Annotated in this window: 17 protein-coding genes; 1 reads left to right on the top strand and 16 read right to left on the bottom strand. The window is 58.5% G+C overall.

Annotated features, from left to right (window positions below):
- The first annotated feature begins 25 nt into the window (after positions 1 to 25).
- The gene (locus tag ACJO3T_RS16995; RefSeq protein ID WP_406964833.1) at positions 26 to 817 is read left to right on the top strand and encodes a sulfite exporter TauE/SafE family protein; all 792 of its coding nucleotides are present in this window, start codon (positions 26 to 28) and stop codon (positions 815 to 817) included.
- 9 nt (positions 818 to 826) lie between these two features.
- On the opposite strand, the gene ACJO3T_RS16990 is transcribed toward ACJO3T_RS16995, so the two are convergent.
- The 16 genes from ACJO3T_RS16990 to osmF form a co-directional block, all read right to left on the bottom strand.
- The gene (locus tag ACJO3T_RS16990) at positions 827 to 2,023 is read right to left on the bottom strand and encodes a WD40 repeat domain-containing protein (RefSeq protein ID WP_406979240.1); all 1,197 of its coding nucleotides are present in this window, start codon (positions 2,021 to 2,023) and stop codon (positions 827 to 829) included.
- Positions 2,020 to 2,946, bottom strand: coding sequence for a hypothetical protein (locus tag ACJO3T_RS16985; protein ID WP_406979238.1), 927 nt, complete (start codon positions 2,944 to 2,946; stop codon positions 2,020 to 2,022). Before ACJO3T_RS16985 ends, ACJO3T_RS16990 begins: the two co-directional genes overlap by 4 nt.
- Before the next feature lie 244 nt (positions 2,947 to 3,190).
- The gene (locus ACJO3T_RS16980) at positions 3,191 to 3,694 is read right to left on the bottom strand and encodes a hypothetical protein (protein WP_406979237.1); all 504 of its coding nucleotides are present in this window, start codon (positions 3,692 to 3,694) and stop codon (positions 3,191 to 3,193) included.
- A 39-nt stretch (positions 3,695 to 3,733) separates the two neighbouring features.
- Positions 3,734 to 4,042, bottom strand: a complete 309-nt coding sequence (locus ACJO3T_RS16975) for a hypothetical protein (RefSeq protein WP_406979235.1) — start codon at positions 4,040 to 4,042, stop codon at positions 3,734 to 3,736.
- A gap of 43 nt (positions 4,043 to 4,085) precedes the next feature.
- Positions 4,086 to 4,625, bottom strand: a complete 540-nt coding sequence (locus ACJO3T_RS16970; RefSeq protein WP_406979234.1) for a pyridoxamine 5'-phosphate oxidase family protein — start codon at positions 4,623 to 4,625, stop codon at positions 4,086 to 4,088.
- Positions 4,626 to 4,682: 57 nt separating this feature from the next.
- Positions 4,683 to 5,315, bottom strand: a complete 633-nt coding sequence (locus ACJO3T_RS16965; RefSeq protein WP_406979232.1) for a SagB/ThcOx family dehydrogenase — start codon at positions 5,313 to 5,315, stop codon at positions 4,683 to 4,685.
- Between the two features lie 90 nt (positions 5,316 to 5,405).
- Complete coding sequence (locus ACJO3T_RS16960) at positions 5,406 to 6,032, bottom strand: FMN-binding negative transcriptional regulator (RefSeq protein WP_406964825.1); 627 nt, start codon at positions 6,030 to 6,032, stop codon at positions 5,406 to 5,408.
- A 52-nt stretch (positions 6,033 to 6,084) separates the two neighbouring features.
- A complete protein-coding gene (locus ACJO3T_RS16955; RefSeq protein ID WP_406964824.1) occupies positions 6,085 to 6,549 on the bottom strand; it encodes a GNAT family N-acetyltransferase in 465 nt (154 codons plus the stop codon).
- Positions 6,550 to 6,603: 54 nt separating this feature from the next.
- Complete coding sequence (locus ACJO3T_RS16950) at positions 6,604 to 7,239, bottom strand: LysE family translocator (RefSeq protein WP_406964823.1); 636 nt, start codon at positions 7,237 to 7,239, stop codon at positions 6,604 to 6,606.
- Between the two features lie 59 nt (positions 7,240 to 7,298).
- The gene (locus ACJO3T_RS16945; protein ID WP_406964821.1) at positions 7,299 to 7,580 is read right to left on the bottom strand and encodes a putative quinol monooxygenase; all 282 of its coding nucleotides are present in this window, start codon (positions 7,578 to 7,580) and stop codon (positions 7,299 to 7,301) included.
- 48 nt (positions 7,581 to 7,628) lie between these two features.
- On the bottom strand, positions 7,629 to 7,877 hold the full coding sequence (locus ACJO3T_RS16940; protein ID WP_406964820.1) for a DUF1272 domain-containing protein: 249 nt from the start codon (positions 7,875 to 7,877) through the stop codon (positions 7,629 to 7,631).
- Between the two features lie 18 nt (positions 7,878 to 7,895).
- Positions 7,896 to 8,186: a YkgJ family cysteine cluster protein gene (locus ACJO3T_RS16935; protein ID WP_406964819.1), complete on the bottom strand. Its 291-nt coding sequence runs from the start codon at positions 8,184 to 8,186 to the stop codon at positions 7,896 to 7,898.
- 108 nt (positions 8,187 to 8,294) lie between these two features.
- Positions 8,295 to 9,041, bottom strand: a complete 747-nt coding sequence (locus ACJO3T_RS16930; RefSeq protein ID WP_406964818.1) for an ABC transporter permease — start codon at positions 9,039 to 9,041, stop codon at positions 8,295 to 8,297.
- Entirely contained in the window at positions 9,041 to 9,988 is a 948-nt protein-coding gene (locus ACJO3T_RS16925; protein ID WP_406964816.1) for an ABC transporter ATP-binding protein, read from the bottom strand. Before ACJO3T_RS16925 ends, ACJO3T_RS16930 begins: the two co-directional genes overlap by 1 nt.
- Before the next feature lie 21 nt (positions 9,989 to 10,009).
- Positions 10,010 to 11,197, bottom strand: coding sequence for an ABC transporter permease (locus ACJO3T_RS16920; protein ID WP_406964815.1), 1,188 nt, complete (start codon positions 11,195 to 11,197; stop codon positions 10,010 to 10,012).
- A 3-nt stretch (positions 11,198 to 11,200) separates the two neighbouring features.
- Positions 11,201 to 12,124: a glycine betaine ABC transporter substrate-binding protein OsmF gene (gene osmF / locus ACJO3T_RS16915; RefSeq protein ID WP_406964814.1), complete on the bottom strand. Its 924-nt coding sequence runs from the start codon at positions 12,122 to 12,124 to the stop codon at positions 11,201 to 11,203.
- Between the last annotated feature and the right edge of the window lie 9 nt (positions 12,125 to 12,133).

Below are 12,133 nucleotides of genomic sequence, written 5' to 3'. Positions count from 1 at the left end.
ATCACAACCAATACAAGGACACACCATGGACATGATCATCGCCTGCTCCACCCTGGGAATCGTCGCCGGCATACTGGCCGGCATGCTGGGGATCGGCGGCGGCGTCGTCATCGTACCAGCCCTGGTGCTGATACTCTCCGCCCAGGGCTTCCCGTCAGAATTCATCGTGATCACCGCAGTGGCCACGTCCCTGTGCACCATCATCTTCACTTCGGTCTCGGCTGCCCGGGCCCAGATCAAGCGCAAAGCGGTGGACTGGACCATCTTCCGGCTGTGGGCGCCCACGGTGGTGGTGGGCAGCTTCCTCAGCGGCTTTATCGCCGCTCGCCTGCCAGCGGCGGTGCTGGAGATCGGGATTGCGGTGTTCCTGCTGGTGATCTCAGTGATCATGCTCAGTCGCTGGGTACCAGACCCCGCCCGCACCATGCCCGGCAAGGCCGGCACCACCGGCCTGGGCCTGTTCAGCGGCGTGCTCTCCGGCCTCGCCGGCATCGGCGGCGGCAATGTCATGGTGCCACTGATGGTGTTCTTCAATGTGCCCATGCAACGCGCGGTGGCCACCTCCAGCACCCTGGGCTTCCCGCTGGCGGTGGTGGGTACCCTGGGTTACGTCATCTCCGGCTGGGGCCAGTCCCCGGCGGACTGGTCCCTGGGCTATGTCTACCTGCCGGCGGTGGCACTGATTGCCCTGTTCACGGTCTTGCTCGCCCCGGTGGGCGTGGCCCTGAGCCACAAGATCCCGGCGCCGACGCTGAAGCGGTGCTTTGGCGGATTGCTGTTGCTGGTGGCGGGGCGGATGTTGGTTAATGCGCTGTGAGGCCGGGCCTTACGGTAATTCGTAGATCCAGACAGGTCGAACGGCGCTCTCCGGATTATCGGGATCCTGGTCCAGGACTATGGCAACGACGCCGTTGTGGCTGACACGAACACTGTCCCGGTGATGGATGGGCACCTCTGCTTCAGCATGTAGCATAGCTTTCTCGATGCCCCATACTTGCAGCCCCTGACGGGATGCAATAACTAACCGGTTGTCCGTCAGAAAAAGCCCCAGTACTGGATCCGGTATGACAATCTCCTGCACCATTTCAAACGGGTCGAGATTATAAAGACGCACTTTCTCGTCCCAGGCGAGGGCGAACAAGGGCTTTTCCGGATGCATTGCCGTGGCGCGCTTCTGGCCTTCTGAACCAAATGAGCGGGGGCATTGATCAACCTCCTCAATACCCGGAAGTTTCCAGACTTTGCACCGAAAGTCGTCACCCTGTGCAACAACGTAGTCGTCATCGGCAGTCAGTAGAAGCCTGGGTGCTTCAAGATCAGACTCCCATTGCAGAAGTTCGTCCAGAACCGGGTTATGCAGGGCTATGGCCCCGTCCATGCTTGTGGAAAGAACGGCGCCCTCGTCAGTCATCAGGTTGATACCGAAACGGGGGTAGAACTGAGCCGAATAGCTTTCCTGCGTTTTCCAGTTGACGACAGATCTGGACGCCGAGGTGAACAGGTACTGCCCACGGCCATGGGTAACCCCACCGATCGACAGGCGAGCCAGTTCCTTTTGAGGGTCAACGCTGAACACTTGCACATAGCTAGCGGCGATATCGGATGGTCGTTGCGATTCAGATCCTGCTGACTCAACGAAATACAGCCCCGAACCAAGGAACCCACCTGTGCTTATCATTTCACCGGTATTTCCGGCGGGAATGTCACGATGAATGAGTTCACCAGTCGTTACATCGTACAGCTCAAGCCAGTTTACAAAGCTATAGGACTCGCCCTGTGGCTGCCGTGTTCCAAGGATGCTAAGTAGATAATGACCGTTATCAGATATATCAAACGCATGCAGGCCAGGACCGAGGCCATCATCTTCCAACGTCTCGGGAACGTTCAGTTCAATAGCTCGTACCGGTTGGAGCATTTCCCTATCGGTGGATGCTGATGTTTCAGCACTGACGACGCCTTCAGTCTGGTAGGAGCAGGCTGTGAGCAGGAAAACTATTCCTGAAGCAATACTGGCGACCTTCATTGCTGCTGCCTTTCGGGGAATGCGCTGATAAAACCGTAGTAGTACCGTAGAAAATGCGTAGGCGTCAGGTTGTGGATACGGTCATTGATCGGTATGCCCTGGGGTGTCCCCCAGGAAGCAACGCTGAAGTCCAGTCTGCAATCCATCGGATCAGACGGATGTACGTTTTCCGAGAATGGTGCCGTGCAGTTGTCCAGATCCATTTTTGTACGCTGTACGATCCAATGGTCCGGTGTTGGCGCGATGGTTTTGGGTGTGCCCTTGTCAAACTTGTTGATTGCCAGCTCTCCCCCTACCCGGGTCAGGATTGCCGCCCGAATAAACAGGCACACATAATGATCTTTGAGGAACTTCTGGTTTGCATTAAGCAGGTTGTTTAACGAGGGGTTGGTTACAAGCGACGAATGATCTTCACAGTTGGTAAACAGACCTGACCCCTGAAACCAATCCATCATGGCGCCAGGGAAAGTAATGCCTGACACGTTGGATCCGGGATTGCGCATGCGAAACCAGGTGTTTGTAGAGTCCCTTAATCCGGCGAGAGTGACCCAATCCAAGGCTGGTATCGATATTCCCCCGAGGCCGATGCTATCCGTGGCATTTCGGCAGGCCGAACTCGGGGTAACGAGGAGTTGTCCAATCTTTGAGTTGCCTTCAAGAGCCAGTTCGAGCGCGTATCTCTCGTATACCCTGGGAAACGATTTTGCCACACAGTACATAAAAGCTGCGGGGCCACAGAGAGGTGCATTGCCCTGTCGAACGGTTTCCGGGTTTTGCAGGCGTGCGTCCAATGTACGGAGATAACTTCTTCCTGAAGAGATGCAAGAGAATGCGAAATCGCGAGCTGGAAGACGTGCAACTTTTCGTCGGAGTTCCAGATTCGTCAGCGTACTTGGTCTGGTAGCAACGGAAGGTGAGCCCATTCACGGTTCCTTGTGATAGAGGGGTTATAACGTCCTTGATTCTGACTGCTCAGTGACACAGAAAGTACGGCAGTTCGAAAGGTAACGCAATAACCTCACTGTACAATTCGATGCACAAAGTGCTTTGGCGGCTTTGCTGTGGAATGGGCTAACAACGAGATGCAAGCTTGACCGTGGAGTATGCTCCCCCCTTTTCTTACGGGGCGAGGAGTCTGTTTCCAACACGCTGAGCCAGCTTCCCTATTCAGCAAGGTTGTGAGGTTTCTCCCTTTGTCTCGTTGGAGGCGGTCTTGCTATCACTGCTCCCTTCTCCGGGAACGGACGTAATTTTCAGGTAATGCTTTCCGAGGAGGCCATTACCAGAGCGGAATTGCTCCTGGAGATAGCCGGCCGGGCGTCTGGACGCGACCGAAACCACGGTCACCTTGATGGCCTCGCCATCATGGAACACGATCTTGATGGTCTCTTCGCCCACGGAAAACAGTTTGGCCAGGATTCCAGGATGGTAGGGAATGACCCGATGGGCGGACTCCAGGAGTGAGCCGTCGCTATCGATCAGCGAGAGATGAAATCCTTCCTCGAACGGACAGTTGTCGGTTGTCACGACGAGCAACCGACCATCGTTCAGGCTGAAGGCCTTTTCAAGAACGATGCCCGGGAGTTTAGCGACGCAACCACCATGAGAGTCCAGCAATGCGGAATGCGTCTCTGATAGTGGGGTGACTGAAAAGTGCGGGCATTCTTCCATGGCAAGCCTCTGTCTCAGTGCTGGTCGGGTCTTAGAGGGTCATTCCGACATTACCTGATCGATATGACGGCACCAGGCGTCAGTATCCCGTGCCGGCACATCCGGCTGTTCACGAATACCGAGTCTGAACTCGACCACCGACTTCCATTCCTCCGAGCCGACATCCGGGCCATGTCCATGACCGTCGCCGGTGGGCACTTCCGCCTCGACGGCCTCATACCAGGCCTCGCTACACGGTGCGGGCGAGCCTGACGCCGAACGGTCTTCACCATTGCCAACCGCACAACCGGCGGCGGAGGCGAGGAACAATCCGGCCCACAACAGGGTTCCATTGGTTGTGTGTTTCATTGGCGGATCCTTCGGATATCTGTGAGGGAGCGATAGTTCCAGTCTAGCGGATGCCCGTGGTTTTCCCATCCAGACTCAACTGGTTCTTCTCTGTCCAGTATGCCTGCAGGCCATCCTCTCCCTTTTTGCTGGCCCAGTTGGTCAGCGTGTCCCGCTCGCCCCGGAAGTCATAGTAGGGGACGCCGAATCCGCAGGAGGTCTGCACAAGTTCAATACCCAGATCAAAAACCTGGCGCGTCCCGAGATAGTCTGGAAAGTGGTCGACAAGATCGTCCCAGCCATCGTCCCTGGGATGAATCACATCAGCCCTGCCATAGACCCTGAGAATCAGGGGCTGCTTGCCAAAGGAGCAGAACATGATCGTCATGCGACCGTTCTCCAGCACATGGGCGGCGGTTTCGTTGCCGCTACCGGTCAGGTTCAGCCAGATAAGACGGTTGGGGCCCAGAACCCTCAGGCTGTCCATGCCTTTTGGAGAGACGTTCACAAACCCCTCAGCGCCTGCGGACCCGACAAAGAACAGATGCTGGGCATTGATGAAATCCGTATGATCCGGGAGCAGTTCCTCGAACTGTTTTGCCATGGTGTTATCTCCTTACTATCCTTGGCATCTGGATGGCCTTCACTGCGGATTTAAATGTCATTGCAGCTTCCCAAGGCAAAGAAGGGCCATGGGCTCCCGTTCCGGGGACAGCTTGAGTGCCTCACTGGCCCTGGCGTCATCGAACCCCGCGACCAGAACACAGCCTAGCTCAAGGTCGGTGGCATGGAGGTGAACATTCTGGGTCAATGCGCCGGTTTCCATATAGACGTATCGCTTACCCCGTTCACCCACGGGTGGTTGGGATTCGAAGTGCCGAACCGTACCGGCCAGATCGGCGACGACACCCAGTACGGCAGCGGACTCCGCCAGCCATGGCTGATCGCCAATACCCACCGCGTTAATGATTTCATCGGATGGCAGGCCCCCAGCAATCTTTAATGAATGGCTGTCGCCAAGGTAATCATAGATTCCGGGTTCCAACCCCTCAACGCGACGGACCAGCACACGGAGTTGCAGGGGATACAGACCACCGGCGGACGGCGTTGTCCGTTTGCCGTCCGGTCGTGTCACTCCCTGTGCGGCCCAGAGTAACCGCGACAGGTGTTGAATGGGGATGGGTGAATCGGAGTATTCGCGAATGCTACGGCGGGTTCTGGTGCACTCGACCAGTGAATGGATGCCCTGTGTATCCGGTGCCGGTAAATCCAATATCACCCTTCTAACCTCCATGTATCTGGTGTTTGCGTGGACGAAGAATCGATATCAGGTCGGATGGATCTGCCCTTTTCTTCGTGAACCCAGAGCCACACTCCGTCGTGATCAGCTTATGAACTCGGACATCGCGCGGCTATGGGCTTGGTCCTCCGTTTCAAGACCGGCTTTTACTCCCTTTCTGTTTCGCTCCGGCTGGTTCTGGCTCGCCTTCAACTTGCCGGTCAACGTCTCAATCTCGATTTCGATGCCTACAATCGCCTGAACCAGACGTTCGGTGAAATCCGAAGGGGCGTCATCCACTGCCCAGGGCTCATCCCTCTTCGACTCGTGTTGCTTTGTCAGCTGTCGAAGGTGCTGATGCAGCCATGCTGGGTCTTCGACACTCCGGGCATACCCTTCCGCATGGACAGCCAGATAGTTCCAGGTTGGTACCACCCGGCCGGTCTCTTCCTTGGTTCGGTACCACGACGGTGACACATATGCATCAGGCCCCTGGAATATCGCAAGGACTCGGGCGCCGTGTTGCAGGCGCTGCCATACCGGATTCTTCCGTGCTACATGGCACTGCAAAAGCCCAGGAGAGCCATCTTCTGTACCACTCAGGTGGAAAGGAACGTGGTTTGCCTCGATGCCTTCCCCGTCTGCGACAATCAGCAGGCCAAAACCATAGTCGCGGATATACTGGTGAAGCTGCTGGTTGCTGTCTTCTCTGAAATGTTCAGGCACGTACATTGGTTATGGCTCCTTCCTGGCCGTCAGAGGGCATTTATCTGTTGCGGTTTCATCAACCGACTCCACTAGGTAAGGCCTTTCGCATGTACACCCGATCCAGCCCCTGTTCGGTGCGGCGGTCGTATTCCTCATAACCAATCCGTGTGTACAACTCCCGGTTCTCTGACATCATTGTGTTTGTGTACAGGTAGATGGAATCGTAGCCTGCGGACCGGGCACGCTGCTCGGCGAGTTCCAGAAGCGTCCGACCGACACCCTTGCCTTGCATCCCTGGATTCACGGCAATGTTATCCAGCAAGAACCCTTCCCGGGTCTGGGCCAGAACCAGAACACCCTGGATCTCCTGGTCTACCAGGGCGACAAAGACGTCGAAGTCCCGGATGACCTTGTCATAATCCTGCATCATTGGTCCCGGCGGACGGCCAATGCGTTCCTCGTAGTGCCCATAGGCGCTCGTTACGCAGTTTTTAATGGCCTCAGCATCTGCCTCGACCGCCGCATGAATGGAAACAGCCATAGGGTGATGGTCCATGATTACGCCGGATTGGTCTACAGGTCAGCAAGCAAAGCTTTATCTGGTACTGGCCGCAAGCCGTGCTCCCAAGGCTACGAATAACGCACCGAGACTTCGATCCATCCATAGGCCCATTCGTCGATTATTCCTCAAGATCGCCCCCAGCTTCGAGCCTGCCAGAACCAGGGGTGGCTCTATGAACGCCGCCACAACGATTATCAGGCTTCCGTGCAACAGCAACTGAGCGCCAACGGGGCCGGCCCCCGCCACCACGAACTGGGGCAAGAACGCCAGGAAAAACATGGCGACTTTCGGGTTAAGGGCTGACACCAGCACGCCCTGCCAGTAGATCGATGTGATCGGAAGCTCACCATCTCCTTTACTGGAGATAAAAGAGTCACCATTCGACAGCAGCATTTTGATACCAAGCCATATCAGATACGCAGCGCCTATCCACTTCACCAGCGAGAACGCCAGCGCAGACGTCGCAAGGATCGCCGAAAGACCGACCGCCGCCATAACGACATGCAGAGCTGCGCCGGACCAGATGCCAAACATCGCCGCAAATCCGCCTCGACGTCCGCTACGCAGCGTTTGGCCCAGAATGAAAGCGATATCCGGCCCCGGGGAAAGGTTGAGGAGAACCGCTGCAGACAAAAAAGTGATCCAGTGAACGACTGTGTAATCAAACATGTTGGTGTTCCCGTCGGTCGGTACGAAGGCGCCCTTCTGTGTCCCGGATTTTATACTGCTCAGCTGCGATGACTGATTTCGTAGTGTCTCTGAACACCAGCCGCAATTCGCCCCCAGTTCGAGTTCGTTACCCGTAGTTGGTGAGCTTCAAAAGCGCCTTGGTCAAGAAATTCCTCGTAAACATGGAATACATTCGGATTCTCAGGGTCCTGATTTACGTTAAAGATCAGGCAACCTGACTCTTTCCGAGTCTGCTCAATGTGGTTTGGCAGTTCCTGGAGAACAAGATCCAGATCTCGACCTGGAACAACAATGTGTCCGCTCAGAATGACCCTGGGCATTACCAGAACCACAGTCCGCTGCCATGACTATCTTTCTGCTGCCACTGTTCAGGAATTCGCTTCACAACCGCCGGCCTTGAGAACACGTTTCGTTGAAGCCGGAAACTTTTCCATCAGCCCGGCGGGGCGAATAGGTCTAGGGACAAAGTTACCACCGCAATTCGGGCACTGATCGTTCAGAACACCGGATGCACAGGACCGGCAAAAGGTGCACTCGAAGGTGCAGATGACGGCCTCTGTGGACTCGGGCGGCAAATCCTTGTCGCAGCACTCACAGTTGGGTCTTAGTTCAAGCATTTGGCTCTCCTTGCTGACTCACATCATCTCCGCCCTTTCATCCAGGCATTCATCGGAGCCCATCTCGAACTCCCGACAGATCCAGGGGCGATTCTCATAGATGGTGCACAGGAACGTGTCCCTATCCAGGGCGGAGCACCAGCCATCCGACAGGCGCCGCATGGTCTCACCGCCCCATTCATCCCGGGCGATATGCCGCTCGGGAACGCCAGTGTCGGTAATCAGCATGACTTCCAGGCGGCAGCAACAGGCCCGGCAATTGGAGCAGGAGATTTCCGGCATGCTTACATCGTTAAGGGGAATCGTCATGAATCTACCGCCGTGCGTGCCTTCAGCTTACGAGTATCCATCTGGCCAGTCTAGCGAAGTGCCTGGGCCTTTGATTGGACACTGTAACAGTTGAACCTCGGCGGGGACTCAAGTCATGGCGGGTTGTGGCGAAAACCGACGGTCCCAGGTCCGCTCCAGTGCCTCGAACAGGCTGTCGGTGGTCAGCGCCAGCAACCCGATCAGGATCGCGCCCTGAAGTACGTAGGCGGTATTGTCATTCACCAGCCCGGCAATGACCGGATCGCCCAGTGTGCGTGCACCGATGGTGGAGCCGATGGCGGCGGTGGCTATATTGATGGTCACCGAGGTGCGGATGCCCGCCAGGATCACCCGGCCGGCCAGTGGCAGTTCCACCCGGACCAGGACCTGCATCGGCGACATGCCCATACCTTTTGCCGCCTCCCGTACCGCCGGATTGATGCCTTCCAGGCCCGCCAGGGTATTGCGCAGGATGGGCAGCAGGCCATAGAGGATCAGCGCGACCAGGATCGGTGCCTCGCCAAAGCCGAGCACGGGTACCGCCAGTGCCAGCACGGCCACCGGCGGGAAGGTCTGACCGATGGACGCCACCTGGCTGACCAGGGGCAGGAAGTCCCGACCTGAGTGGCGGGTGACGAAGATGCCGCCGGCGACGGCAGCGACAGTGCCAACGGCTGCCGAGATGGCGACCAGCATCAGATGGTTCTGCAGCAGGAACAGGAAGCTCTCCCGGTCGTAGATCACCCGCTGTTTGCCCGGCTCCACCCAATGAAACAGCGGTTCCAGAACCGGCATGGCGGCGCTAAGCCCGCACAGCACGAGGGCGAACAGTATGGGAGGCAACCAGGCGCGCATCAGGCGCCTTCCTGAATAATGCGTTCGCGGCTGATCACACCGGTCTCCTGACCCTGTGCGTTGAACACCGCCACCTGCGGCAGGTCCTGCCAGAGCATGATGGACAGGGCCAGTCGCAGGTTGTCGTCCTCCTTGACCCCCTCGGCTCCGGTTTCCGACGACTTTGGTGAGCCATGGCGGGTCATCAGGTCGCGTACTGGCCGCAGGCTCATCAGCTTCAGGCCGCGATCCTGCTTGCCGACGAGGTTTTCCACGAACCCGGACGCGGGTCGGCGGAGGATATTCTCCGGGGTGTCGTGCTGGATAATGCGCCCCTGATCCATCACCGCAATCCGGGTGGCCAGTTTCAGGGCTTCATCGATATCGTGGGTGACGAACACGGTGGTCTTGCGGACCTGTCTCTGGATGCGCAGCATCTCCTGCTGGAGGTTCTCCCGGGTAATCGCATCCAGCGCGCCAAAGGGTTCGTCCATCAGCAGGATGTTGGGGTCTGCCGCCAGGGCCCGGGCAACGCCCACCCGCTGGGCCTGGCCGCCGGACAGTTGCTGGGGATATTTGTGGGCGTGGGTGGCCGGATCCAGGTCCAGCAGGGTCATTAGCTCATCAACCCGTGCATCGATCCGTTCCTTCGGCCACTTCAGCAACCGGGGTACCATGGCGATGTTGCGGGCCACGGTCCAGTGGGGGAACAGCCCGGTACCCTGGATAACGTACCCCATGTTCAGGCGTAACTGCTGTGGATTCATGGTGGCGATGTCCTCACCGTCCACCAGGATCTCACCGGAGGTGCGGGGCAACAGGCGGTTGATCATGCGCAGTGTGGTGGACTTGCCACAGCCGGAGCTGCCCACCAGCACGCAGACCTCACCCGTCTCGATGGTCAGGTCGATGCTATCCACCGCGACGGCATCGCCAAAGCGTCGAGTGACATTCTTCAGTTCGATCATCCGGATGTTTCCTTTTCCATATCAGGCCGTTGCCGCAGTCGGTCTGAAGCTCGCCGCCAGCATCGTCAGCAAGGCATCGACCAGCAGCGCGAGGGCAATGGTGGGCAGGGCGCCGAGCAACACCAGATCCATTGCCGCCTGCCCCAGCCCCTGGAAGATAAAGCTCCCGAACCCGCCGGCACCGATCAGGGCTGCAACCGCCGTCAGGCCGATGGCCTGGATGGTGGTGATACGCACACCCTCAATCATCACCGGCAGCGCCAGAGGCAGCTTGACCTGGAAGAACAGCTGGCGTTCCGTCATGCCCATGCCCCGGCCAGCATCCACCAGGTGCTCCGGCACGTCGGTAATCGCCACGAAGGTGTTGCGCACCATGGGCAGCAGGCTGTAGGCGATCAGTGCCAGAAGGGCCGGTGCCCAGCCGATGCCACGGATACCCAGCGATTGCAGCAGTGGGAACGCCGAGGACAGCGCGCTCAGCGGAGCAATGAGTAGCCCGAATACCGCCAGACTGGGAATGGTCTGCAGAAAGCTCACGGCCCCGAGGATGGGGCGTTGCCAGGCCGGGCTGCGGATCATCTTCAGGGCCAGCACGAAGGCCAGCCCCGCACCGATGCCCACGGCACCGAACGCCAGCGCCAGGTGCGCCCAGAGGGCCTGCGCAAACGCATCGGGCCGGGCGTTGTATTCCCGCACCAGAGACAGGCTCTCCAGACCATCGCCACTGAAAAGCACCAGCCAGCTACCCACGATCACCAACAGCAGCAGGAGTTGCCGCCACCGCCTTGCGCTCAGGCGGCCCAGGATCTCGATCAGCGTCAGGGACAGCAGGAATAGCAGGCACCAGAATCCCGCCCCGACAGAGGAGCGTGCATAGGGGCTGTCTTCGGGCAGATGGCGGGCAGCGAAGACGTCCAGCAGCAACGGCATCATCGCCAGTGACAGGGTCACCAGGGCAAGAAGGACTTCGTAACGTCGCCGTAACGGCAGGACGGAGAGCGCAATGCAGGCGGTCAGGACCAGGGTCACCAGCCCCGCACCGTTCCAGCCCACCGCCGACAGCAGCCCATGACCGGTGCCCGGGACAATACGGTTCGGCTGGATGGTGCCGAAGTCCAGAAGCCACACGAGTGCCAGCGCCAGTAGGCCGAGTGCCGGAATGACCCGGTTGGGCAACGTCCGGATTGAATCAGGCCGGGTAAAGGACAAACCTCAGTCCTGAGCCAGGGAATCCAGATAATCGCGGGCCACGGTTTTGGCGGGCACTCCGTTCACTGCTACCTGCCCGTTCAGGCGCTGGAGGGTTTCCAGGTCCAGGGATTCAAAGATAGGTGCCAGGACCTCACGAATCTCCGGGTAGGTCTCCAGCACCTCGGCGCGCACAATGGGTGCCGGCTGGTAGACCGGTTGTACCCCCAGGGTGTCCTCCATCACTTTCAGATCCAGGGCATCAAGGCCGCCATCGGTGCCGTAGGTCATGGCGCCGTTAACGTCGTTATCATTCAGCGCCGCGGCCCGCAGTGTCGCGGCGGTATTGCCACCGGAGAGGATCAGCAACTGGTCGGACCCCAGCGTGAAGCCGTAGGCCTCCTGGAAGGCGGGCAAGGCACTCTCGGATTCGACAAACTCGGCACTGGCCGCAAACCTGAAGGCGCCACCGTCATTGATATAGGTCGCCAGGTCTTCCAGGGTCTTCAGGTCGTTATCCCGCGCCAGATCCCCACGCACACTCATGGCCCAGGTATTGTTGGCCTCGGCGGGCGTCAGCCAGATGATGTTGTGCGCTTCCTTATCCAGGCTGGCGGCCTGCTGGTAGGCCTTGTCGGCGTCCTTCCAGATATCCCGGTCGGCCTGGTCATGGAAGAAGGCCGCGTTGCCGGTGTATTCCGGGTAGAGGTCGATCTCCCCGGCCTTGATGGCATTTCGCACAATGCTGGTGCCGCCCAATTGCAGGCGGTTCTCCACCGGAATGCCGGCCTCTTCCAGGCTCTGAAGGATCATCTGGCCCAGCACGGCACCTTCCGTATCTATCTTGGACGACACTACCACCGGATCCGCGGCCATGGCCGGTGCGGTAATCAGCATAAGGATAACAGCCGCAGTGCGGCGTATGCGGGAGAGTGGGGACACGGCCATTCCTCTTGG

Source organism: Marinobacter shunpengi (assembly GCF_045449715.1).
GTDB lineage: Bacteria > Pseudomonadota > Gammaproteobacteria > Pseudomonadales > Oleiphilaceae > Marinobacter.
Note: the sequence above shows the minus strand (reverse complement) of the source record. Positions and strands in the feature narration are given on the sequence as shown.